Raw genomic sequence first — 25,192 nt, 5'->3', positions numbered from 1 at the left:
CAGAGAGAAAGACGAGACTTGCTCGGCAATGGCAATATGAACGAAACGGATATTATCGCAGTTTGCGTGAAACGGTCGCCGTGTCATCCGCAATTGCTATTGCCTACTTATCAATATAGATGGGGATTTCACGCTTAATACTCTGCTCCAGCGAGATAAGGGTCTCTGTTGATACGACACCGGGGATGGTTTGCAACTGATTGTTGAGCAGGTTCATCAACTGCTCGTTATCTTTTGCGTAAAGTTTCACCAGCATGGTATAGGGACCAGTCGTAAAATGACATTCTATAATCTCCGGAATGGCACTCATGCGCTCCACCACATCCTTATACATAGAACCTCTCTCCAAGTTAAGACCTATATAAGTACAGGTCGTATAACCCAGACTCTTAGGGTTGATGCAGAAGCTGCTGCCGGTTATTACGCCATTTTCAATAAGGTGTTGCACACGCTGATGAATGGCAGCACGCGACACTCCGCACTCCGCAGCTACGTCCTTGAAGGGAATTCGGGCATTATGCGAGAGAATACCGAGAATTTTCTTGTCTAAATTGTCTATCTTATCCATTGCATTGAGGTTTTGTTCTTGTTTGAAACAAGTTAGTTCTATGTTTACATTTTGAAAGCAAAAGTAGGAAATTTAATTGATACAAGCAACAAAAAGAAAGACAAAATACGCTCAAGGGCACATTTTGTCTATTCTTTCGTTAAGTTCGGCTTTTCCGAAACACTTCCATAATTATTTTTTCGCTTTTCTTTGCACCGGTTTCTTGGGAGCTGCTTGCTCTGTTTTCTCTACGATGCCTTGCAATTCGAGTGTGAAGATGAGCACGGAATAAGGTGCGATGTCGCTGCCGGCTCCTCGTTCGCCGTAAGCAAGCTCTTGAGGAACATAGATTTCCCATTTCGATCCAACGGGCATAAGTGTCAGTGCCTCTGCCCAACCTTTGATAAGACCACCCACGCCGAAGGTGTCGTTGGGCGTTCCATGACGAGATGTGGCATCAAACACCTTTCCATCGAGTGTACGACCTTCATAAACTACCGTTACTTTGTCGTCTTTCGTAGGTATTTTGCCTGTTCCCTTGGTCAAGATCTTGTATTGTAATCCGCTGGGAAGGGTTACAACGCCCGGTTTTCTCTTGTTTTCCGCAAGGAATTGCTCACCTTTCTCTCTCGTAGCCTTGTTTTTTTGCTCTTTTAGTTCTTGTTGTTTTTTCTGAAAGAGCTGCTCTGCCGCACTTTGTTTGAAAAGAGTAGAATCTTTTTCCAACGAGGCGATGAAACCCTTGAACAGCATATTGTCATCTATGGTTTGAGCGGTTCCTTCGAACTGCTTTGCTATTCCGGGCAACATGCTATTACTCACCTGCATGGCTATTTGCATTCCAGCCACGTAGGGTGAGAAGTTGGCTTCTTTTCGTTTGGCAATACCTTCTTTCAAACCACGCATAAACTCGGGCATCTGCTCTTTTGTAACCCCAAACTGGCTTGCGAGGTAGCCTTCCAATCCGCGTGTCATCGCCATACCGGCTACATAGCTGAGTGTATCAGACGCATTTGTGAGGCAAATACTCTCTGCCACAGCCACGTTCTCAGATTGGTTTTTCTTCACTTTCTTCTTGTTCTGGGCATTTGCGGTACTGAAACATGCACCGGCGAATAATATCAATGCCATCCAAACGATCTTTTTCATAACACTTTCGGATAAATAAAATTCTTATATGAATCTATAAAAACTCCTCAATGGGGTGATTAAAAAATGATAAGGAAAGTGGATTGGAACCACTATCGTTCCCAATCCACTTTATTGGCTTTTCCGTTCGCAACAGATTACTGAACCGTTGCAGCCTGGGGCTGACCTCCCGCCGGTGCTTTCTCAATGGAGAGCAATTCAACGGTGAAGATCAATGTTGAGAAAGGCTTCAGGTCAGGACTTGGCTGACGAGATCCGTAGCCTGCTGAGTAGGGAATATAGATTTCCCATTTAGAACCCACGGTCATGTTTGTCAGAGCTTCGGTGAATCCCGGCACAGCACTTCCCACCGGCATGGTGGCTCCATCGCGCTGATCGAACACTTTTCCTTCGATATTCTTACCCACATAGTTGATTTTTACCATATCGGAAGATTTTGGTTTCGCACCTGTTCCGGGCTTGATTTCCTTGTAATATACGCCTTGTTTCAAAGCCTTTACGCCTGCTGCCTTAGCGATCTTCGTCATGTAGGCATCGTTCTTTTTCTTGTTGGCGCCGTATGTCTTCTCGGCACTCTTTGCCTGAATATTCTCTGCCACCTTTTGCTCAACATCGCGTGCTTTCTCGATTGTCATTTTCTGACCTTTTCCCTTGGCACTGGCAGCGAAGCCCGCGAGGAAGTTGTTCAAAGAGATAGTCTGCGTGGAGTCTTCTCCAAAGATGCTCTTATTAATTTGATTCTTGATGACCATGTTCATGTTCATGCCGACACCCACACCGGCATTGTAAGCTGCCTTTTTCTTGTCGTCCATGCTCTTGGCACCATCGTTCATACCTTTGATAAACTCATCAACGTAAGCAGTATCAATGTTCATTTGCTGAAGATATTGCTTCACGTTCTGTCCTTGGTCAATACCGAAAGCATAGCTCAAAGAATCGACATCCGACTTCAAATCGTCTTTTGGAGCACCGGAATTTCCGCATGAGGTAAATCCCACAGCTGCAACGGTCAATGCAGCCACAATAGTTAGTTTTTTCATTTCTCTATAAAATTTAGTAATTACAATGTTTTCTCTTAGTCGCTATCTCCCACCTGCACAGCAGTGGCGAGAGTATGATGTATTTTACAGCACCTCAAGTAGTTCCACCACGAAGATGAGTGCCGCGAATGGAGGAATGGAAGCTCCTGCACCGCGTTCGCCGTAACCGAGATGATATGGTATGAAGAAGCGATATTTGGCACCTTCGCCCATCAGCTGCACTCCTTCCGTCCAGCCGGCAATCACTTGGTTCAGACCGAATGTGGCAGGTGTTCCGCGGTCATAGGAACTATCGAATTTGGTACCATCAACCAGTGTTCCCTCATAATGACATTTCACCTGTGAGGTGGCATTCGGCTTCTTGCCGTTTCCTTCTTTTATTATCTCATATTGAAGTCCGGAAGGCAATACTGTTACATTCTCTTTCTTCGCGTTTTCGGCGAGGAAATCTTCTCCTATCGCCTTAGCTGCTTTGCCGGCTTCTTCGGCAGCAGCCTTTTGCTTTGCTTCCTGCTCGGCAAAGAAGTTATTAACGAGCGTCTGCGCTTCCTTGTTGCTTACTTTCAAGTCGTTACCTGCTATAACATCCTTGATGGCCTGTGCGAAGTCATCGATATTCAGGTTAGCCGCTCCCATTCCGGAAAGCTGTGTACCGATACCAATGCCCAGGGCATAGCTTAATTTGTCCATTGATTTTCTTTCTGTTTATAATAATTTAATTTGCAAAGATACTATTTTTAGAAGATAGAATAGCATTTATCTAATTTAAAATTATTAAATTTGTGGTGTTGAATGTTTACGAACCGAATTAAAAGGATTTTGTGGATGGAATCGCACGTCTCAACGCCCGGAAACGCCCGGTAGGTTTCTAATCTCCAATTCCTCAACCAAAAATATGTGATTATGAAGAAAATAGTATTCCTCACCGGAGCCGGCATGTCGGTGGAAAGTGGTTTCAAGACCTTTCGGGGCAGCGATGGATTATGGGAGAATTACCCTGTGGAGCAGGTGGCTTCGCACGAAGGCTGGGAGGCTGACCCAACGCTCGTTACCAACTTTTACAACATGTTGCGAAAAAAGCTCTATGCCGCTCAGCCCAATGAGGGGCACAAACTCATTCAATCACTGGAAAAAGATTACCGGGTAACGGTGATTACCCAAAACGTGGACAACCTGCACGAGAAAGCCGGCTCTACGAACGTGATACACCTGCACGGAGAACTTACAAAAGTCTGCTCGAGTCGCGATCCTTACAACCCCGCTTACATTCAGGAGCTTGATGCAGACCACTGCGAGGTGGTTCCGGGAACGAAAGCGGACGACGGAAGTTTACTCCGACCCTTCATCGTGTTCTTCGGAGAGAGCGTTCCAATGATAGAACCTGCTGCGGTGGAAACCGGCGAGGCGGATATATTCGTTATCATCGGCACATCGCTCAACGTTTATCCGGCAGCCGGTCTCATACAGTACACGCGTCCCGGTACGCCTATTTACCTCATCGACCCGAACGAGGTGATGCGGAATGGCTACAGAAATGTTACCGTCATTCAGAAGGGTGCGAGCGAGGGAATGAAAGAACTGATTTCAAAACTGTAAATAACAAAAGCAAATAAAAAACCGGATGGCTCTCGCCTTACACAATGATAAAGATGAAACGATTATTCAGAATACTGTTGGTCATCTTCTCGCTCGTCGTCATTACCATTGGCGGCACATCGGTCTATATGCTCAGATATTCCTTGCGGGTGAAAACTCACGGACACGCGAGCAGATGGAAGCGGATGTATGCGGATTATCCCCAATTACGCCCATGGATGGACTCCATCAAGAGCAATGCCGCACTGAAAGATACGGTCATCCTACTTTCAAACGGATTGAAGAGCCATGCTTTCTATCTGCGGAACGACTCGGCAATGGGCAGAAGTGCGATTTGTATTCACGGCTATAAGGACAATGCCTTGGGTATGTTGCAGATTGCCTATATATATAATAAGGTGATGAGAATGAATGTGTTGCTCCCCGACCTGCACGCGCACGGCACAAGTGAGGGCAAAGATGTGCAAATGGGATGGAAAGACCGACTGGACGTGGAAGAATGGATACCCCTTGCCGAAAAAATGTTTCGCGAAAGCGGAAGAGAATCGAAGATGGTCATTCACGGAATATCAATGGGTGCCGCCACAACAATGAACATCTCCGGCGACACGACTCCCGATTATGTGAAATGTTTTATCGAGGATTGTGGCTACACAAGTGTGTGGGACGAGTTCAGCGACCAACTGAAAGCGCAATTTGGTTTGCCGGACTTCCCACTGATGTACACCTCCTCGGCACTCTGCCGAATAAAATACGGTTGGACGTTCGGCGAAGCCGCTCCACTCGGGCAGGTGGCGAAATGCCACAAGCCCATGTTGTTCATCCATGGTGATGCCGATGATTTCGTGCCTTCATGGATGGTTCATCCGCTCTTCAAGGCTAAGCCTCAACCCAAAGAACTATGGATTACCAAAGGAACGAAACATGCGGAGAGTTATAAAGATTATCCGGAAGAATACATCCGGAAAGTAGCTGCGTTTGCAAACCGATATTTCCGAAAGTAGCGCGATGGTTGTAAAAACAATTCATAACCTGTAAGTAAAAGCTAAGCGATTGCATTCCAAAAGCTAAGCTTTCGTCTCGCAAAAGCTAAGCGATTGCACTTCAAAAGCTAAGCTTTTGCAAGGCAAAAACTAAAGTTCTGATTATCAGTGCTTTACTATTGTGGTGTTATCTTCTGCGATTGTAAGTTTTTTTCATCCGAACGCAATCGTCTTTCTTTCGTCTCTCTATTTCATGGAGTCGCCGGTGAACTGCAGGGGGAGCAAGTCCTTCACCGATTCCACCACGTAAATCTTATCCTTTCCATAGAGCAGAATGCGGACGGATTGTTCATAGCGAGCTTCCACCTCCAATATCACTTGTCGGCAAGCACCACAAGGAACGATGGGACTATTGGTCAGACAGCCACCGCTCCGTGCAGCAATGGCAAGCATGGCAATAGCTTGGTCGGGACGTTGCGACTGAGCCGCAAAAATGGCAGAACGCTCGGCACAAAGTCCGGAGGGATAGGCGGCGTTTTCTTGGTTGGCACCCATCACCACTTCACCGTCTGCCAACAACAAGGCTGCTCCCACCGCGAAATGACTGTAAGGCGAATAGCTGTGCGCCGTTGCCTTGATTGCCGTCCGGACAAGAAGCTGTTCCTGTTCGGACAATTCCTCGATTTGGCAACATCCTATTTTAATGTTGATGTCGATGGTTTTCATTGTCTGTTTTTTCTGTTCTTAATTATTTCTCCGCATATTCGTAACAGCCGATATCGGGCTTCTCATCGCGCGGCAGTCCGTCACAATCCACGCCGCTCATACCGTTTGGAAGTGCTTTCCCGGCATTTCGGGCTATCGACTTCTCGCTGAGATGGAAATCATAGAATTGCTTTTCCGCATCAATCTTGCGAAAATGCTTCATGCCCGTTCCCATCGTATCGGCAGGCTCTTCCCAAATCACGTTCAGATATCGAGTCTCGTCCGGTTTCTCTGGTTTTTTCGTACGCAATATGCTGTGTTCAAACTTATAGTTCCTTGGCGCGTCTTTCAAGAAATCCCATACAATCACATCATCGGCATAACCGGTAACCAGCGTGTTGTAAGCATCAAATCGCAACAGCGGATAAGACGTGCCCACTTTCTCCGTACCCAAGTGCAGCGCTGCTCCCCGTCCTGAATCGAAAGGATAGAACTGGGCGAGCGTGCAGTGCGCCATCGTAACGCTTCCACCAAAGAAAGCCGCACAGTCGTTGAGTGTGTTCGTGATTTGCGTGTTGCTTATGTCCAACTTGCAATTGGTTGCCAAAAGCCCATAGCCCTGACAGTTGTGCACAATGGAGTTGCTTAGAGTCAGCTTGGTTCGTGAAACGTCCGAAGAGTCGCAAACCACACCGTTGTAAGCAGAATGTATATCGGCATAAGCAATGGCGTTGTCATAGGAAGAAGTGTGGAAACGAATGCCTTGCCACTGTCCGCTGACTCGGTCGTAGGGCAGATAATCGAACATTTTGTCCAAGCGGTCGCCTCGCAACGTTACTTTTTCTTCCGGCGTCCCCACCACCTTCAATTGTCCGTACACGTCTATTCCGGCACGATTGGAGAAATAGAGCGTCGTACCTGCTGCGATTGTGAGTGTGGCTCCCTCAGCCACTTTCAGCAATCCCTGAACAACAATGGGCTTTCTGCCTTGCAAGGTTTTGTCAGTGGTGATTTCCTCTCCCTTAAGCAGTTCTGCGTCCCAACTGTAAGCTTTGAGATTTACTTTTTGTTGAACGCCACTTTCAAGCGTAAAAATCAGATTATCTTCCACCAATCGAGGCTCTGCACCCCCATTCTCCGGAGAAGTCAATTCCACAAACACTTGGATGCTGTCCTTGTTTCTCACCTCAAAATCGTTCGCCTGATAGCCATTTGCCTGTCCAAGATAAATACCGTCCACGTTTACCCTGAATCCCGTTTGATTGCCTTGCTCCAAACGCACGTTCGACAGTCTGATACCAACGCCCGAATGATTGTAAACCCGAAAAGTCTTGGTGGGTGTCGGCACCTTTGAGAAGGTGGTATCCAGTCGCAACGTATCCACCGAGAAAGACAGTTGCTTATCGGTGGATGTCGTAAACGAATCATCGTCAGTGCAAGCCACGAGCAACCCCATGACAAGCAACCATCCCCCCATTATGATTTGGTTTATATTCCTCATACAAGTTTCTAACGCAAAAAGTGCCGTTTTATTGTTTTTGTCTCCCTTCCATTGAGCGGTTTTCTTTATTTGTAAATCAGCGTTGTCAGCTTCTCTGCCCCAAACAAGTCGTTTGCCACAGCTTGAATGTCTTCTGCGGTAATCGTATCTATCTGGTCGTAAAGCTCTTCGATGTGTCTCTCTTGTCCGTAATGCAGATAACTGCGACCAAAACCGAGCGCGAAGTTCTCCTTGTTGTCCGAAGCAATGCCTATTTGTCCTTTGATTTGTCGTTTGGCAACAGCCAGCTCTTCCGGGGTGAGCCGCTCAAACATGAACCGGTCCAGTTCTTTCCTCACCAATTCCGAACATTGCTCAACCTCCTTGGAATCGCAACCAAAGTAAATGCCCCACAAACCCACTGCGCTGAAAGCCGACATGAAACTTTCCACCGTATAAACCAATCCCGAATTTTCGCGAAGCGATAGGTTCAGGCGCGCGTTCATGCCCGGTCCGCCGAGCATATTGTTCAACAAATACAACGCCAAACGATGCTTATCGTGAATGCTGTATGCGCGATTGCCCATCATTACATGAGACTGATGGGTCTTTTTGTGTACGATAATGTTCGATGGACGATAGGGAAAGACTGTCCCTTTGGCAACCATCGTGGCATCTTCTTGTGGAAAAAGCGAATCGGAGTTGTGCCATCGCACATCTTTGGTGAACTTTCGCAATGTCTCCACCGCGTCCTCGAATGCCACATCTCCATAAATATAGAACACACAGTTGTCGGGACGATAGAACTTGTCGGTAAATCGTTGCGCATCCCGGGTCGTAAACGAACGAACGGTCTTCGTTGTGCCCAAAATGCTGTGTCCCAAAGGGTGATTTTTGAAGACAATGTTTTCGAACTCATCATAAATCAACTCTGCGGGGCTGTCGTTATACAATTCTATCTCGTCGCAGATCACTTCCACCTCCTTGTCAATTTCCGTCTGTGGGTAAGTGCTGCGAAACACTATGTCGGAAAGCAGGTCGGCAGCGAGAGTGAAATGTTCCTTGAGGATGGCAGAATAAAACACCGTGTCTGTCTTCGTGGTGAAAGCATTTAAGTCGCCGCCCACGTTTTCCAGACAATTTATAATGTCAAGACTGCTTCTTCGCTCTGTCCCTTTGAACGTAACGTGTTCGCAGAAGTGAGCGATGCCCTCTTCTCCCTCATCTTCATTTCCTGTTCCCGCATTGATTTCATAGCCACAATAGACCACCTGTGACTCGGAAGGCAAATGAATGATTCGCAAACCGTTTTCCAACTTCGCCGTATTATATTTCATGATGGCTGCAAAATTACTGATTTTCTTTTTGAAATGTGTCCGATTTGTACTATATTTGCACACTGAACTCTCAGTCTTCAGTAGATTCTGAAATTATTTTGTCTGAGGTAATAATTGAAAAAGCTAATCATCCATGCGCAAGATTATAGGAATTGGTGAAACTATTCTTGATATTTTTTTCAAAAACGGTCAGCCGATAGGAGCTTATCCGGGAGGTTTCACGTTCAATGCCATGATTTCCCTTGGGCGATCGGGCATGGAAACGACATTCATCAGTGAGGTGGGGGACGACCGAGTGGGCGATTTCATCAAACGTTTTCTGATTGAAAACGGTGTGAATGCCGAGCGAGTAACCGCGTTTCCGGGTTCTAAATCACCTGTTTCCTTGGCTTTTCTCAACGAACGAAATGATGCGGAATACATTTTCTACAAGGATCATCCACACGATCGTTTGGAATTTCCTTTGCCCGACATACATTCCGACGATATAGTGCTCTTCGGTTCTTACTATGCGCTCAATCCCGTGATTCGGCAGCAGGTGGTAAGTCTTTTGGAACTTGCTCGCTCGCGCGGAGCCATTATCTACTATGATGTAAATTTTCGTTCTTCTCATGTGGGAGAAGTCATCAAGCTCACCCCAAATCTCCTTGAAAACCTTGATTACGCCGACATCGTGCGTGGCAGTAAGGAAGATTTTGTAAATCTTTACAAGAAAGACGATGCCGAGAAAGTCTATAATTCCGATATATCTTTCTACTGTAAGCGGTTCATCTACACCGATGGAGCACGCCCCATAGAGGTAAGAGGCGAGAATGGGTTTAAGAAAAGCTACGAAATGCAGAGCATCGACACGGTAAGTACCGTGGGAGCAGGCGACAATTTCAATGCCGGCTTGATTTTCGGACTGATAAAACACGGCATTACTCGCGAGGACTTGGAACGCGGACTCGCTGAAGCGCAATGGGACAAGTTGATTGCTTGTGCGCAAGCCTTCGCCGCAGACTGCTGTAAGGACATCTACAACTATGTAAGCAAAGAGTTCGGAACATCCGTTCAACAGAGTTGAAAACGATATTAATAAAACAATAAATATGATAGAAATAACAAAAAACGTTTACTATGTAGGGGTAAACGATCGCAACAAAGCAAAGTTTGAGGGATTGTGGCCATTACCTAACGGCGTAACCTACAATTCCTATCTCATAGACGACGAGAAAGTTATCCTCGTTGAAACAGTGGAAGCTGATTTCTTCATACAGTTCATAGAGAACATACGCGAGGTAATCGGCGACAGAAAGATAGATTATTTAATCGTGCACCACATGGAACCCGATCATTCGGGTAGCATGGCATTGCTGAAAAAGTACTATCCCGACATTCAAGTCATTGGAAACAAGAAGACGTTTGACATGATGTCAGGCTTTTACGGAATAAAGAAAAATGTCATAGAGGTGAAAGACCGCGAGACGCTTCAATTGGGAAAACATAACTTTGAGTTCTTCATGACCCCCATGGTGCACTGGCCCGAGACCATGATGACACTCTACAAGGGCGAGGAGTCGGTACTTTTCACCGGAGACGCGTTCGGCTGTTTCGGAGCGTTGAATGGTGGTTTCATCGACAAGGACATAAACATAGAGCCTTACTGGAGCGAGATGCGGCGCTACTATTCGAACATTGTGGGAAAATACGGCATCCCCGTGCAAAACGCCTTGAAGAAATTGGCTTCCGAACATTTCGATTATATCTGCACCACCCACGGACCCATATGGAACGAATGTGCAGAAAAGGTGGTAAACCTATACGACAAGATGTCAAAATACGAAACGGAACCGGGCTTGGTCATCTGCTATGGTACAATGTATGGCAACACCGAGCGCATGGCGGAGCAGATAGCGCGTGCTGCTTCATTGGCAGGTGTGAAGAATATCGTGATGTACAATATCTCAAAAACCCACCACAGCTACATCATCAGCGACATCTTCCGTTATCGAGGTTTGATTCTCGGCGCGCCGACCTACAACAACGGACTTTATCACGAGATGGAAGTGCTGCTCTCCGAGATAGCGAACCGCGACATAAAGAACCGGTATTTCGGTTGGTTCGGCTCTTACAGCTGGGCATCTCGCGCCGTTCACGCCATCGGGGAATGGAACGACAAGCGCGCACACTTCGAGAAAGTGGGCGAACCGGTTGAGATGCGGCAGGCACTCGACGAAGCCACGAAGACAGAATGTTGGAGGCTGGGACGCGAGATGGCGGCGAAATTGTTGAAAGACAACTAATCGGCTGTGCTTATAAGAATGAACACTGCCACCATGCAGTCGCGGGTAATAGAGTTTCTGCGATTGCCCTTGGTGATGTTGGTATTGTTCGGTCATTGCAATTTTCACGGTGCAAGCGAGGCGTGGAATGTCCTTTGGACGGAAAGCAACTCTGCCATTGCACCCTCCATCCCTTCCGTGGGAACAATCATCGACTTAATATCGGGTTCGTTGGCTCCGCTGGCGAACCCTTTTTTCTTTTTCATCAGTGGCGTGCTGTTCTATCGTGAGCCACCTTTTCCCGGTCGCTGTATCTTCATAAATTACGCCATAGATGCTTTTCACTGCTGACTCCCTATCTGCTTTGGAATCTTATGTTCCTCTTTATCATTTATGTCGGCGAACGTCTCGTTCCCGGTTGGACACCCATCATTGACAAACCACTTGTCGATTTCTCTTTCTCTGATTGGCTGTGGGCGTTCTGGGACACCGCCAAAATCGGCAATCAAGGCGGATTGCACTCCCCGATGGTTCTACAGTTCTGGTTCATCCGCGACCTGATGGTCATTTCTCTGCTGTCGCCGATTATTTATCTCGCATTAAAACCTCTGACCGCTCTTCGCGAAGAGATACCTGCCATCCTGCTCATCGCCTTGCTCATTGTCTCAAGATGGGTGAACGACGTGCCCGGACTGAGCTTCCAAGGACTTCTTTTCTTTTCTTTCGGTGGCTACTTCTCCATCAGGAAAAAGTCGTTCACCGACGTGATGCTTCCCCTGAAGTGGGTGGGCTTGTTTTTCGCGCTTTTCGCTTGGCAATTTGAATGTATGAATCTGATGTATGCCGGACTCATCGTTTTCGTCTCATCGGTAAGCACCCGGGTTCTGAAGAAGTGGGATACAGACAACAAATCCCGACCTTTATTCCCGGCTTTCCTCACACGTGCCTCATTTTTCATCTTCGCCTGCCACACACTGTTCACCGGTGTTTTCCTCTACCTTTTCAAAACCGACATCATTAATCCTCGCAACGCCCTCGAAGGCTTGGGCATTTATCTGCTTTGCCCGCTCATCTTGCTAATCATCGGAGCACTGTTCCACCGCTTGCTCCAAAAGATTTCACCCAAACTTACTGCCCTGCTGACGGGAGGAAGATGAAAAAAACTTGCGAAATTTGTAAAGATTTATAGCCTGAAAAACACGTTTCAGAAAAGTGTGTTTTAGAAATCGGAAATGGGAAGATGAGGGGTCAAAACCCTGAAAACAGCATCCGAAGATTAAATTTCGTGAGTCTGTTTTGCAAAAGCTCTACCTTTACTTTTCAAAAGCTCAACCATTGGAATGTGAAACCTAAGCTTTCAACTCGCAAAAGCTTAGCTTTTACCTGAAGAAAAGCATGGCTTTCGGAGCAAATCTCGGTTCAACCCATATGAGAAAAATCAGAACTCGCTGAAAAACAACCACTTAGAAAAATCCCCACCATTCGCTTATTTTCAATCAACTTGTCTTGAGTTTGCAAATAAGCGCAAGGTTTTGAGCGTGATGTAAAGATATTTCAAAGTTCGACAATATAATAAATCTTGAAGATTGAACAAAGGAAAGAATTAAAATTAATGAATATATTTTGTGTTATCTCTGAATTCCACTAACTTTGCAGGATGATAAAACAAATTGGATTATGAGAATAGCATTGATTGGTTATGGCAAGATGGGGCACATGGTGGAGCAAATCGCCATGAAACGCGGTCATGAAGTCGTTTGCAGAATAGATGTTGATAATCAAGCCGACTTCGATTCACCCGCTTTTGCCACTGCCGATGTAGCCATAGAGTTCACTACGCCTGCAACGGCTTACGCCAACTATCTGAAGGCATTCGAAAAAAACGTGAAAGTGGTGAGCGGCTCCACCGGCTGGATGCAAGACCACAAGGCAGACGTTGAAAAACTATGCACGGAAGGGGGCAAAACGCTCTTTTGGGCAAGCAACTTCTCGGTGGGAGTAGCCATCTTCGCCGCCATAAATCGCTATTTGGCAAAAATCATGAATGGATTTCCACAATACAACGTGGAAATGGAAGAAACGCATCACGTGCACAAACTTGATGCACCCTCAGGGACTGCCATCACATTGGCAGAGGACATTCTCGAGAACATGGACAGAAAGGAGAAATGGGTAAAAGGATTGCAACACCATGCCGATGGCTCGGAAAGCGGAAGCAACAACGTTGCCGCCGAAGAACTGCCCATCGCCTCGATAAGACGCGATGAGGTGCCGGGCATTCACAGCATCAGTTACAACTCCGAAGCCGATAAAATCACCATCACTCACGATGCACACAGTCGCGAAGGGTTCGCGCTGGGAGCCGTGTTGGCGGCGGAATATACCAAAGACCACGAAGGATTGCTGACAACAAGCGACCTGTTTAAGTTTTAAGCAACAGAACGAACAAGGCGAAACCGCCTAAAAAACAAAAACACATGATTGATAAAGAAAAAGCAAAGCTCGACCCCAGAAAACAGTGGGCGAAGTGTATCATAGTAATCGTGCTCTATCTGCTCTTCCTGTTTTGGGTGGAAAGCTGGTGGGGACTCCTTGTACTGCCATTCATCTACGACGTATATATCACGAAGAAAATAAGATGGCAATGGTGGAAGGACTCCGAAGGAGTAACGAGATTCATCATGAGTTGGGTGGATGCCATCGTTTTCGCCCTCGTGGCAGTTTATTTTATTAATCTGTTCTTCTTCCAAAATTACGTCATCCCTTCCTCATCGCTCGAGAAATCACTGCTGACAGGCGATTACTTGTTCGTTTCGAAAGTGAGCTACGGACCACGCATCCCGCAAACCCCACTGACCATGCCGCTGACACAGCACACTATGCCCTTCTTCAACATGAAGAGCTACATAGAATGGCCACACTGGGACTATCGACGCGTGAAGGGCTTGGGCAAAGTGGAACTGAACGACATCGTGGTATTCAACTATCCCGCCGGCGATACCATTATGAGCGACATTGCCTATCAGGCACAAGATTACTACAAGTTTGCCTACGAAACGGGAACAAACCTGCTCTATCAGCAAAACCCAAACATCCGATTGGCAAACATGAATGCAGCGCAGCAGCGCGACTTCTTCAACAAAGCTTATATCTTGGGGCGCAACTACATCATAGGCAACTCCGGAATATTCGGTGTGCTAGACGCGCGTCCCACAGACAGAAGGGAGAACTACGTGAAACGATGTGTGGGACTTCCGGGGCAGACCTTGCAAATCAAGAACAAAATCGTTTATCTTGACGGAAAACCCGACAAAGAGCCCGACAAAGTGCAATACACTTATTTCGTAAAACTCAATCACATAACGGCTGCCGACCTTCTCGGAGAGCGTTATGATGAACTACGCAAAGAATTGGGCATCAGCGCGGAGGACGTTCAGAGCCTGAGCAGTCTGCACGGATTTGACGTAGATCGTGGTTTCATCCTTAACAACAAGGTACTTCAATACGACGGATACATGCCTCTCACCAAATACGCAGCAGCACAACTGAAAAGTCGTGGCGTGGCAACTGCTATCCGACCGGTTACCGACAAAGACCTCTATGCCGGGTCAATGTATCCGCTGAATAGTTTCCGGGGATGGACGCGCGACAACTACGGTCCGATTTGGATTCCGAAGAAAGGGGAAAGCATTGCGCTGACACTCGACAATCTGCCCATATACGAACGGTGCATCAAAGTGTATGAGCAAAACGACTTGAAGGTGAGTGGAAACGATATCTTCATCAACGGAAAGAAAGCCAAGAGTTACACTTTCAAACTGGATTATTATTGGATGCAGGGCGACAACCGCCACAATTCGGCTGACAGCCGCTATTGGGGATTTGTTCCGGAAGACCACATCGTGGGCAAACCACTGTTTATATGGTGGTCGAGCGACCCCGACCGCAAGGGATTGGGTGGAATTCGGTGGAACAGATTGTTCACTTGGGTGGACAACATCAAATAAAAAGGATTGGAAACAGGGACAGAAGGAAGAACGTGTCTTTTGTCTTCCACGTATTTCGGACCGGTGCAGTGGTATCAGAAACTCAATCGGTACGAGTGCAGGATAGAACGATACGAAAACTTCATCAAACAAACTTACAGAAATCGGTGCGTGATTGCAACAACAAATGGGTTGCAAACACTATCAATACCGGTGGAGAAGTTCGACAATCGCAAATGCGAAATAAAAGATGTGCGCATCAGCGACCATGACAATTGGCGACACCGCCATTGGAACGCCTTACTCTCAGCCTACGGCGAAAGCCCGTTCTTTGAGTTTTATCAGGATGACATTCGCCCATTTTTTGAACGAAAATGGGATTATCTGTTTGATTTCAACACTGAAATCATGTACACCATGTGTGAATTGCTCGATGTGCGCCCAAAAATTAGTTGCACCGATGAATACGTCCGGACAGACGAAACCGGCGCAAACACTGATGTGGCAGACTTCAGAGAAGCAATCTGCCCGAAACATCCGGCAAGCGATTCTGAGTTCATTCCGAAACCTTATTACCAAGTGTACGGACGGAAAATCGGCTTTCAGCCCAATCTAAGCATTCTCGATCTGCTTTTTAACGAGGGCAACGAAGCCATTTTCTACCTGTAATGCCGAAACATAACGCGCCGAAAACAGCATTTTACGCTTCCTGCTGACGAATGCCCATGCGCGCCTCTACCACATTGACAACATAATCGCCAAGCTTTTCACACTCTTGAATAATGTCCATGTACATCGTTCCAATGGCATAGGTGTATTTATGATTGTTCACATCGTTAATGTTCTGTGAACTAAGCTGGTCGCGATAATTATTGATCTCATTCTCGATATTGAACGAATGATGGATATCGTTCTCGTGTTTGTGTCCCACTAAAATGCGGTTCATCTGCGTAAGTGCCTCATCGGTCAGCTCAAACATTTGGAATATCCTGTTATATTGCTCTTCCGAGAACTTCTCTTTACCCTTGACACGGCGATTTTCCGTGCGCGCAATGTTGTAACAAGCATCACCAATACTTTCCAATTCGGATATTTCGCGAAGCATGGAACGCACCTTCTCTTTCGTCTCATCACTGAGATGGGCATTTGAAATTTCATCAAGATATTTCGCTATCTCAATTTCCATATTGTCGGAAATAACTTCATACTTCTCTATTCGGGCATAAAGTCTTGAGAACTCCGCATCATCCTCGATACCAAGTAGCTCGCGAACCATTCCAAACATTCGCTGCAAACGCTCTGCAAACGAATGAATTTCCTTGCTTGCCTCAAGCACCGACAACTCTGGGGTCTTCATAATGCCTGCCTGAATGAAACGAAGACGGAAATCTTCTTCCGTTTCGCTCTTGCGAGGCTTGACAAGCATACAAACTAATCGCTCCAATTGAGGAATAAACCAAATGAGAAGCGTGGTGTTAATCACATTGAAGCAGGTGTGGAAAGCAGCCAAGACTACCGGAAGCAAATGCACCACATCTTGTTGCTCAAGTGCATGGATATCGGGATTGAACCCAACGATGCCGCAGACCATGTTCACAAACGGATAGAACAGACACAACACCCAAACAACACCGATAATATTGAACATAAGGTGAGCCAAAGCTGCACGTCGGGCTTGCGTATTGGCACCAAGTGCTGCTAAATTGGCAGTAATCGTGGTGCCGATGTTCTCGCCCATCACAAGCGCGATACCAAGATAAATGGGCAAAACACCCGTTGAGCACATGAGAATGGTAATCGCCATCACGGCTGCCGAGGATTGAACAAGACAAGTGATAACCGTTCCGATGGCAAGGAAACTCAGAATAGTGGTGTAGCTGTTTACGTCGAACGACTTGAAAAACTCAATGATTGCCGGATTACTCTCCAACTGTAAATCCTTGCCACCATCACTGAGCAGCACTAAACTGAAAAACATAAACGACAAACCGAAAAGAAAGTCGCCAACATAACGCATCTTGCGCGTATAAATAAGGACAATGCCCACAAGGAAAGAAGGAAAGACAAAACTTGTTAAGTCCACAGCATAGCCTAACGACATGATCCATGCAGTCAGCGTGGTTCCGATGTTGGCACCCATAATGACAGAGATGGCCTGAGCAAGCGTGAGAAGTCCGGCATTGACAAACGAAACGGTCATAACCGTAGTGGCAGAGGAGGATTGCACGGCACAGGTGATGAATGTTCCGGTCAGCATTCCCGTAAAGCGGTTGGTGGTCATTGCGCCTAAGATATGTCGCAACTGCGAACCTGCCATTTTTTGAAGTGCTTCGCTCATTATTTTCATACCATAAATGAGAAGAGCCAATGAACCGATAATCTTAAAAAAAATAGTTAAATAATCACTCGTAGTCATGATTTAATGTATTATTACGCGATTTTTCTTTGCAGTGTGTTGAAAATTTGCTACCTTTAAGCCATCAAACAAAATGCATGTCATAAGTATGAAACAAGTATTACAAATCCGTTGCAAAAATAATAAAAAAACTTTAGAAGTCCCCATCGGGAGTACACTTTCTGAAGTTTTTCATGCTTTAAATCTGAAAATGGACTTCGGACCGGTCAGCGCAAGGGTAAATAACAAGGTGGAAGGCATGCATTTCCGCTTGTATCACAACAAAGACATTGAATTTCTTGATTTATACACAGCTTCCGGCAGACGAACCTATACGCGTTCGCTTTTCATGGTGCTGTGTAAGGCGGTTCATGATCTGTACCCCGGCAGCGAAGTGGTAATCGACATCCCTGTTTCTAACGGATATTACTGCAATCTAAAGCTGGGACATCCGGTGGAAGAAGAAGACGTAAAGAAGATAAGAGAGCGCGTTCAGCAAATCATTGATGCAGGTATTCCCATTCTTCGCTACGAAACCACCACGGAAGCAGCTCTGGAAATGTTTGAGAAACTGGGCGATGAGGCTAAAGTGAAATTATTGAAACATAGCGGTTCGCTTTATACCACCTATTATAAATTAGACGATTATAAAGATTACTACTATGGATCCATGCTGACCAACACATCGCAAATCAAGCTTTTTGGTATCGTTAAATACTACGATGGGATTTTATTGCGCATTCCCTCATTGGAAGATCCGTCCAAATTGGGCGAACTCATTTGTCAGGACAAGATGTTCGAAGTGTTCAAGGAACATCACAACTGGCAGAAAATTCTCGGAGTGAGCACCGTTGGCGACTTCAACGAAGTGGTAAAGCAAGGTTATTCCAACGAGATTATCAACGTGAGCGAAGCATTACAAGAAAAGAAGATAGCTCAAATCGCCGAAACAATATCCCAACGAAAAGGCGTGAAAGTGGTATTGATCGCCGGTCCTTCATCGAGTGGAAAGACAACATTCTGTAAACGACTCTCCGTTCAGCTGCTAACCTGTGGTATCAAGCCCGTACAAGTTTCGCTTGATGATTATTTCATAGACCGCAAGAACACGCCCAAAGATGAAAAAGGAGAGTTAGATTACGAAAGTCTCTATGCTTTGAACCTCCCTTTGATTAACAAACAATTCTCGGCATTGTTCGATGGCGAGGAAGTAGAGCTGCCAAAGTATAATTTCCAAACAGGAAAGAGCGAGCAGAGCGGAAAGAAACTGAGCCTGAACGAGAATAACATCCTGCTGGTGGAAGGCATTCACGCCTTGAATCCTAAGCTCACGGAACAAATCTCTGACGACAAAAAGTTCAAGATCTACGCTTCCGCATTGACGACTATCCTCCTTGACGACCACAACTACATCCCAACGACCGACAATCGTCTGCTGCGCCGCATCGTTCGCGATCACAAATATCGTGGTTGTTCCGCCAAGGATACCATTCGCCGATGGCCCAGTGTGCGAGCGGGCGAAAACAAATGGATATTCCCTTACCAAGAGAATGCTGATGTCATGTTTAACAGTGCCATGCTCTTTGAACTCGCAGTGATAAAGAATCAAGCCGAAGAAGTGTTGGAACAAGTCCCGGAGAACTGTGAGGAGTATGCGGAGGCTTACCGCTTACGCAAATTCCTGCGTTACTTCTCCACCTTACCCTACAAGACTCTTCCTCCCACATCGCTTTTGCGTGAGTTCTTGGGAGGTTCATCGTTCAAATATTGAACAAAAGCTCTGTTATCACTCTCGGATTCAACGGATTGATAAACTAATAAAAATGCGGAATAATATCTTCTCTGCAGAATAAAGATACCGCAAATCACACATAGCCAATACAAAGCTTTGTAAAGAGATTGGAATCGTTTTCAATTACTATTCCTCTCCCTTACAGAGTTTTTATTTTTATGTTTTCGGAAAAGATAAGTTTTTTATTCCAAAAGATTTTGTTTTCTCAATTATTCTTTGCAATTTTGCGGAACGAAACTAACATAAACAAATTAATCTTATGGAAGAACAACTTGAAGTAAAAGAACTCGAGCACGTTGTTGTCCTTTTTTCCGGAGACTCCGGAGACGGAATGCAACTTGCGGGTAACATCTTTTCCAACGTCTCGGCGACCGTAGGAAACGGAATCTCAACATTCCCGGACTACCCAGCCGACATTCGCGCTCCGCAAGGCTCGCTGACGGGTGTAAGCGGATACAGAGTGCACATCGGCGCAGGGAAAGTGTACACCCCGGGCGACAAATGCGATGTTCTCGTAGCTATGAATGCAGCCGCTTTAAAAACGCAATACAAGAACTGCAAGCCACAAGGAACTATCATTATCGACACAGACTCTTTCGGTCCGCGCGACTTGAGAAAGGCAGAGTTTTCAACCGACGACTATTTGGACGAGATGGGGATAGACCCTGACCGCGTAGTAGCCTGTCCTATCACGAAGATGGTTAAAGATTGTCTTGCCGATACAGGCATGGACAACAAATCCATCCTGAAGTGCCGCAACATGTTTGCATTGGGATTAGTATGCTGGCTGTTCAATCGCGATTTGGAGTTGGTAAGCAATTTCCTGAACGATAAGTTCAAGAAGAAACCGGCAATTGCCGAAGCGAACATCAAGGTGGTACAAGCCGGCTACGACTATGGACACAACATCCACGCGTCAGTACCCAACACCTATCGCATAGAAACCAAACAGAAGCAACCCGGCAGATACATGGACATCACCGGTAACAAAGCCACCGCATACGGACTGATGGCGGCAGCCGAAAAAGCCGGTTTGAAACTTTATTTGGGTTCTTATCCCATCACCCCCGCATCGGATATTCTCCATGAGCTGTCCAAGCACAAATCGCTCGGAGTAATCACCATGCAGAGCGAGGACGAAATCTCGGCAGCCGCATCTTCCATTGGTGCAGCTTTCGCCGGAGCTCTCGCGGTAACCTCTACGTCGGGACCGGGCATTTGCCTGAAGAGCGAGGCTATGAACCTTGCCGTCATTGATGAGTTGCCCCTCGTTATTGTAGATGTTCAGCGTGGTGGTCCATCAACAGGACTCCCCACTAAGTCGGAACAAACCGACCTTTTGCAAGTGCTCTACGGCAGAAACGGCGAAAGCCCGATGCCGGTCATTGCTGCCACCAGCCCGACCGACTGTTTCGATGCGGCATTCGCTGCATGCAAGATGGCACTCGAGCACATGACCCCGGTGGTACTCCTCACCGATGCTTTCATTGCCAACGGCTCATCGGCATGGAAATTACCCGACATAGTTGACCTCCCGGAAATCAGACCGCATTACACAACCGAGGCACAACGCTACTCATACCGTCCATACAAACGCGATGAATACAGCAATGTGCGCTATTGGGCCATCCCTGGCATGGAAGGCTACACGCACATCCTCGGCGGATTGGAGAAAGACGGAAAGACCGGCGCCATCTCAACCGAACCGGAGAACCATCATAAGATGGACACGCTGAGATTTGAGAAAGTGGCTCGCATACCGGTACCCGACCTGCAAGTTCAGGGCGATGCTGATGATGCCGACTTGCTCATCGTGGGATTTGGAAGTACATATGGACACTTATACACCGCCATGCAGGAATTGCGCTCAAGAGGCAACAAAGTTGCTTTGGCACAATTCAAGTATATCAACCCACTGCCTGCCAATACAGCCGAGATACTGGGTAAATATAAAAAGGTGGTAGTGGCGGAGCAAAACCTCGGACAGTTGGCTGCCCTGCTGCGCATCCGTATCAACCACTTCGCGCCTTACCAATACAACCAAGTCAAGGGACAACCGTTCGTCGTTCAAGAACTCGTAAAGGACTTCGAGCGCATCATTACCCTCCCTGCACCAAAGGATGAAGGTGGCACGTTCTATTCACGAATCTTACAATAAAAAGGAAAAATCAAAATGAGCGAATATACAGATAAAGATTTTAAGAAAGGACAACCCAGATGGTGTCCCGGGTGTGGCGACCACTTCTTTTTAGTCAGCTTCCAGAAAGCAATGGCAGAGATTGGCATTCCGCCATATCAAACAGCCGTCATATCAGGTATCGGTTGCTCGAGTCGTTTACCTTATTATGTAAACACCTATGCCATGCAAACCATACACGGACGTGCGGCATCCATTGCCACCGGTGTGAAAATAGTCAATCCCGACCTTAACGTTTGGCAAATATCAGGCGATGGCGATGGTTTGGCTATCGGAGGAAACCACTTCATACATGCCATGCGCAGGAATGTTAATCTGAACATGATTCTTTTGAACAACCGTATCTACGGTCTGACGAAAGGTCAATACTCACCAACAAGTCCGCGTGGATTCGTATCGAAATCAACGCCATACGGTTCGGTGGAAGATCCATTCCGCCCTGCCGAGCTTTGCTTCGGCGCACGTGGAAAATTCTTCGCGCGCAGCGTCGCAACCGACTCACAAGAGACTATCGACATTCTCAAAGCTGCCAACAATCACAAGGGAGCTGCCGTATGCGAGATTCTTCAAAACTGCGTCATCTTCAATGATGGCTGCCACTCCAACGTTTATAACAAAGAGGGACGCAAGAAGAATGCCATCTATGTGCGTCATGGCGAACCATTGGTGTTCGGCGAAAACAATGAGTTCGGACTCGTTCAAGAAGGTTTTGGATTGAAAGTGGTGAAAATCGGAGAGAATGGTGTTAAACTCGAGGACATCCTTGTGCACGATGCACATTGTGTCGATGACACCTTGCAACTGAAACTTGCCATGATGGACAACGAGCACGGTTTCCCCATTGCATTGGGCGTTATCCGCGATGTGGAGGCTCCTACATACGATGAGGCTGTCAATGCGCAGATTGAGGAAGTGAAAGGCAAAAAGCCTTATCACAACTTCATGGAACTGCTCGAAACCAACGATATTTGGGAAGTGAAATAACAACTCAAATCAATACAAACTCAACAATAAGGGTGCTTTCTTCGCGAAAGCACCCTTTTTTGGTTGTGTTCGGGATGATGTCTCTCTAAATCGAATGGAAAAATAAGGAGCTGTTTTGCGCAAAAAGAGCATGAAATCCCGCCGGAAAAACATACAAGAAAGATGCAAAACATGATGATAGAAATGCAATCGTACAGGTCTTGCATTGCGAAAGCTTAGCTTTCGCTTTTCAAAAGCTAAGCTTTTAGGATGCAAAAGCTTAGCTTTTACAACGCAAAAGGTAAGCTTTTAAAATGGCATTCGTAAACCATTGATTATCAGTGATATTCATAGCCTTGAAAATTCATCGATTTTCAACCGGAAACCAATGCGCATCCTTGCCGTCATTCCATCCCAATTTGCAAGGTTCCATCGCACCAATAGAGTGCAAATGTCGTCCATTTTCTTTCTTGTCTTGCCAAAAGGGTAAAAAGATTTAACCCGGTCGTGGGAGATATGGTTCTTTATTATCGATTAAAGGTGTCATATCGTGAATACAATCCGGGCAATGCAGCAGGCCTTCCAAGCCGGCAGTGGAAATATATGATAAATTAAACTTGAAACATGAACCATTCAGGAAAATAAAAAATTGTAGAACCGGAAGTCCATAATCAAAATGCTGAAACAACGATGGCAAGGGGCTTGGAAGAAATAAGGGGAGGGTGAAGCTTGGGCTAACGAGCCATTGATGGATAGTAGATGTTCAAAACTAAACGTACACATTTTTCTTCATTTTTGTTTTCCTTTCTCAAATATTTTTCTTACATTTGTCATATCAAAATCATTGATGACAATGCTTATGAAAAGAACAGAAGAAACGATGGGTAAGCTCCCATCAGAATGTACAACGATTATCGTTGGCAAAGACATGACGAGCGATGGCTCGATGATAGTAGCCCGTTCGGAAGACTGGGATGCCATGGAGGCAAAGAATTACGAACTATACGAAGATACGAAGAATGGTCCTCGCGAGTTTGTGGCAAAGGATAGTCCTTTCCGTTGCGAGCTTCCGGCGGAGATGCTGGGCTATAGTGCTCTTGCTCCGTTCTGTCTTCCCAACCATTGGGGTAGTGCCGGATTCAATAGTGCCGGTGTGGGCATGAGTGCCACTGAAAGCATTTTCAGCAGCGATGCCGTGTTGAAGTTCGATCCGCTCGTTGAGACGGGCTTGGCAGAAAATGCCGTTTTCAATGTTGTTCTTCCTTACGTGAAAACCGCTCGCGAAGGCGTGGAACGCTTGGGAATGTTGATAGAAAAACACGGAATAGCCGAAGGCTTCGGCATCGGATTTGTTGACAACAAGGAAATTTGGTATTTGGAAACCGCCTGCGGTCATCGTTGGTTGGCTTGCAAGATGCCGAAAGAAGAGTACTTCGTTACCGGAAATCAGAGTCGATTCCGCGTTTACGACCCGACTGACAAAGAGAATTTCCTTGCTTCAGCCGACCTCATCGAGTTTGCCGAGAAGAATGGGCTATACGATCCCAAGAAAGGCACGTTCGATTTCCATGAAGCTTATGCTCGCGACGAGGAACTCGATACCACATATAACTATCCGCGTGTTTGGGGATTGCAGAAGATGTTCTCGCCCGCCATCAAGAATGATGTAACGAAGAATACTTTTCCCGTGTTTGCCACGGCAGAGAAACCCATCAGCATCACCGCTCTTCGGCATGCTTTCCGTTTCCACTATGACAATACGGAACACGACCCTTATCTCCACAGCAATCCCAAAGAGCCTTATCGTCCGGTGTCCATCTTCCGCACCACACAAACCCATATTCTTCAGGTTCGTCCTGAACTTCCAAAAGCCATCGGCTGTGTAGGCTATGTGGCAATGGGTATGGCTGATCTCGGCTTGTTCCTTCCTTTGTATCAAGGCATCACTTCTTATCCCGAAGCCTATACAAAAGGAAAGGACGAGGCAGATTCCGAGTCGGCTTATTGGAAATTCCGTAAGGTGATGACACTCGGAATGGTGAACTATAATAAATATGCTCCGATGATTAAGGAGGCTTACCTGAAGTTTGAAGAGGAAACCGACCGCCGTCAGCGTGAGATGGAAGAAGAGTATCTGCGCATTTACAAGTCGCAGCCACTTCGTGCAAATGATATGTTGCAGGAATTCTCCGATCGCATACTCACCAGAGCTCTCGAGCTTGCCGACTGTTTGCAGGAGAAGCTCTTCACGCAGCTTACCAAGGATATTCAGGCGGAATATCTTTTCCACGGAGCATAAACACACTTAGGATAGAGACGCGAGCTCTGTCTTAATAAAAAAGAAATAGGACTATACCGATTGTGTGGTGTAGTCCTATTGTCGTTATCGCCCTTTGATATGACGAAACGCATATATTGAGTTACAAGTGGCGTTATCCTTTCTGCAATCTTTTACCTTATTTTATTTTCTCAATCCGCAGTTGTGTCATCTTTCATACCTGTGTCCCAATGCCTCTTCTCTTAACCTGCCACGGATAGACATAAATATCATCATACTTGTTCATTCTACAGGGATAGCCCGAACAGACTTCTGTACACTCTTCGATGCTCCCTTGGCGAGATTTCCAATTCGCATGCCGCCTCATCGGTCTGTGATGTTCAACAATTCTTCGAGTGCCTAATCATGCTTTGACTCCCCTCTTTGTTCTTGTCGCAAAATTAAGCAAAGAAAACCATTCCACACATGGAGAAATTCCTA

The 25,192-nt window shown here is 46.3% G+C and carries 21 protein-coding genes; 13 read left to right on the top strand and 8 right to left on the bottom strand.

Features of this window, described 5'->3' with window-relative positions:
* Window positions 1-103: 103 nt before the first annotated feature.
* The 4 genes from E0E16_RS12515 to E0E16_RS12500 all read right to left on the bottom strand — a co-directional run bounded on the left by E0E16_RS12515 (window position 104) and on the right by E0E16_RS12500 (window position 3,426).
* Window positions 104-568: an Lrp/AsnC family transcriptional regulator gene (locus tag E0E16_RS12515; protein WP_130830521.1), complete on the bottom strand. Its 465-nt coding sequence runs from the start codon at window positions 566-568 to the stop codon at window positions 104-106.
* Window positions 569-739: 171 nt separating this feature from the next.
* The gene (bamJ, locus tag E0E16_RS12510) at window positions 740-1,696 is read right to left on the bottom strand and encodes a BamJ family beta-barrel-assembly machinery protein (RefSeq protein WP_130830520.1); all 957 of its coding nucleotides are present in this window, start codon (window positions 1,694-1,696) and stop codon (window positions 740-742) included.
* 137 nt (window positions 1,697-1,833) lie between these two features.
* Window positions 1,834-2,736 carry a BamJ family beta-barrel-assembly machinery protein gene (gene bamJ, locus E0E16_RS12505; RefSeq protein ID WP_130830519.1) on the bottom strand — a complete coding sequence of 301 codons (903 nt, stop codon included), beginning with the start codon at window positions 2,734-2,736 and terminating at the stop codon, window positions 1,834-1,836.
* 84 nt (window positions 2,737-2,820) lie between these two features.
* Window positions 2,821-3,426, bottom strand: coding sequence for an FKBP-type peptidyl-prolyl cis-trans isomerase (locus tag E0E16_RS12500; protein WP_130830518.1), 606 nt, complete (start codon window positions 3,424-3,426; stop codon window positions 2,821-2,823).
* Between the two features lie 213 nt (window positions 3,427-3,639).
* Between E0E16_RS12500 and E0E16_RS12495 the strand changes: the two genes are divergently transcribed.
* Window positions 3,640-4,332, top strand: a complete 693-nt coding sequence (locus E0E16_RS12495) for an SIR2 family NAD-dependent protein deacylase (RefSeq protein WP_130830517.1) — start codon at window positions 3,640-3,642, stop codon at window positions 4,330-4,332.
* 47 nt (window positions 4,333-4,379) lie between these two features.
* Complete coding sequence (locus tag E0E16_RS12490) at window positions 4,380-5,336, top strand: alpha/beta hydrolase (RefSeq protein WP_376744082.1); 957 nt, start codon at window positions 4,380-4,382, stop codon at window positions 5,334-5,336.
* A gap of 225 nt (window positions 5,337-5,561) precedes the next feature.
* On the opposite strand, the gene cdd is transcribed toward E0E16_RS12490, so the two are convergent.
* From cdd to E0E16_RS12475, 3 genes are all read right to left on the bottom strand, one after another.
* On the bottom strand, window positions 5,562-6,041 hold the full coding sequence (gene cdd / locus E0E16_RS12485) for a cytidine deaminase (RefSeq protein WP_130830515.1): 480 nt from the start codon (window positions 6,039-6,041) through the stop codon (window positions 5,562-5,564).
* Window positions 6,042-6,063: 22 nt separating this feature from the next.
* On the bottom strand, window positions 6,064-7,521 hold the full coding sequence (locus tag E0E16_RS12480; RefSeq protein ID WP_130830514.1) for a right-handed parallel beta-helix repeat-containing protein: 1,458 nt from the start codon (window positions 7,519-7,521) through the stop codon (window positions 6,064-6,066).
* A 65-nt stretch (window positions 7,522-7,586) separates the two neighbouring features.
* Entirely contained in the window at window positions 7,587-8,837 is a 1,251-nt protein-coding gene (locus E0E16_RS12475) for a M16 family metallopeptidase (RefSeq protein WP_130830513.1), read from the bottom strand.
* 133 nt (window positions 8,838-8,970) lie between these two features.
* Here E0E16_RS12475 and E0E16_RS12470 point away from each other — a divergent pair, with 133 nt between their 5' ends.
* The 7 genes from E0E16_RS12470 (at window position 8,971) to E0E16_RS12445 (ending at window position 15,756) form a co-directional block, all read left to right on the top strand.
* Window positions 8,971-9,903, top strand: coding sequence for a carbohydrate kinase family protein (locus E0E16_RS12470; protein WP_130830512.1), 933 nt, complete (start codon window positions 8,971-8,973; stop codon window positions 9,901-9,903).
* Window positions 9,904-9,928: 25 nt separating this feature from the next.
* On the top strand, window positions 9,929-11,122 hold the full coding sequence (locus E0E16_RS12465; RefSeq protein ID WP_130830511.1) for an FprA family A-type flavoprotein: 1,194 nt from the start codon (window positions 9,929-9,931) through the stop codon (window positions 11,120-11,122).
* 6 nt (window positions 11,123-11,128) lie between these two features.
* The gene (locus tag E0E16_RS14480) at window positions 11,129-11,452 is read left to right on the top strand and encodes a hypothetical protein (RefSeq protein WP_240048145.1); all 324 of its coding nucleotides are present in this window, start codon (window positions 11,129-11,131) and stop codon (window positions 11,450-11,452) included.
* The gene (locus tag E0E16_RS12460) at window positions 11,410-12,258 is read left to right on the top strand and encodes an acyltransferase family protein (RefSeq protein WP_317131321.1); all 849 of its coding nucleotides are present in this window, start codon (window positions 11,410-11,412) and stop codon (window positions 12,256-12,258) included. The genes E0E16_RS14480 and E0E16_RS12460 overlap by 43 nt, the downstream gene beginning before the upstream one ends.
* A gap of 520 nt (window positions 12,259-12,778) precedes the next feature.
* Window positions 12,779-13,534, top strand: coding sequence for a 4-hydroxy-tetrahydrodipicolinate reductase (gene dapB, locus E0E16_RS12455; protein WP_130830510.1), 756 nt, complete (start codon window positions 12,779-12,781; stop codon window positions 13,532-13,534).
* A 44-nt stretch (window positions 13,535-13,578) separates the two neighbouring features.
* Entirely contained in the window at window positions 13,579-15,108 is a 1,530-nt protein-coding gene (locus E0E16_RS12450) for a S26 family signal peptidase (protein WP_130830509.1), read from the top strand.
* 6 nt (window positions 15,109-15,114) lie between these two features.
* Window positions 15,115-15,756 (top strand): WbqC family protein, encoded by a 642-nt coding sequence (locus E0E16_RS12445; RefSeq protein WP_130830508.1) that lies wholly within the window; start codon window positions 15,115-15,117, stop codon window positions 15,754-15,756.
* A gap of 31 nt (window positions 15,757-15,787) precedes the next feature.
* On the opposite strand, the gene E0E16_RS12440 is transcribed toward E0E16_RS12445, so the two are convergent.
* Complete coding sequence (locus E0E16_RS12440; RefSeq protein ID WP_130830507.1) at window positions 15,788-17,503, bottom strand: Na/Pi cotransporter family protein; 1,716 nt, start codon at window positions 17,501-17,503, stop codon at window positions 15,788-15,790.
* Window positions 17,504-17,591: 88 nt separating this feature from the next.
* On the opposite strand from E0E16_RS12440, the gene E0E16_RS12435 reads away from it, so the two are divergent.
* The 4 genes from E0E16_RS12435 to E0E16_RS12420 all read left to right on the top strand — a co-directional run bounded on the left by E0E16_RS12435 (window position 17,592) and on the right by E0E16_RS12420 (window position 24,733).
* Entirely contained in the window at window positions 17,592-19,253 is a 1,662-nt protein-coding gene (locus E0E16_RS12435; RefSeq protein ID WP_130830506.1) for a nucleoside kinase, read from the top strand.
* A 280-nt stretch (window positions 19,254-19,533) separates the two neighbouring features.
* Window positions 19,534-21,432, top strand: coding sequence for a 2-oxoacid:acceptor oxidoreductase subunit alpha (locus E0E16_RS12430; RefSeq protein WP_130830505.1), 1,899 nt, complete (start codon window positions 19,534-19,536; stop codon window positions 21,430-21,432).
* Between the two features lie 15 nt (window positions 21,433-21,447).
* Window positions 21,448-22,455, top strand: a complete 1,008-nt coding sequence (locus tag E0E16_RS12425) for a 2-oxoacid:ferredoxin oxidoreductase subunit beta (protein ID WP_130830504.1) — start codon at window positions 21,448-21,450, stop codon at window positions 22,453-22,455.
* An 838-nt stretch (window positions 22,456-23,293) separates the two neighbouring features.
* Complete coding sequence (locus tag E0E16_RS12420) at window positions 23,294-24,733, top strand: C69 family dipeptidase (RefSeq protein WP_130830503.1); 1,440 nt, start codon at window positions 23,294-23,296, stop codon at window positions 24,731-24,733.
* Window positions 24,734-25,192: the final 459 nt, after the last annotated feature.

This window comes from Prevotella rectalis, assembly GCF_900607215.1.
Classification (GTDB): Bacteria; Bacteroidota; Bacteroidia; order Bacteroidales; family Bacteroidaceae; genus Prevotella; species Prevotella brunnea.
This window is presented reverse-complemented; position numbering and strand designations above follow the sequence as displayed.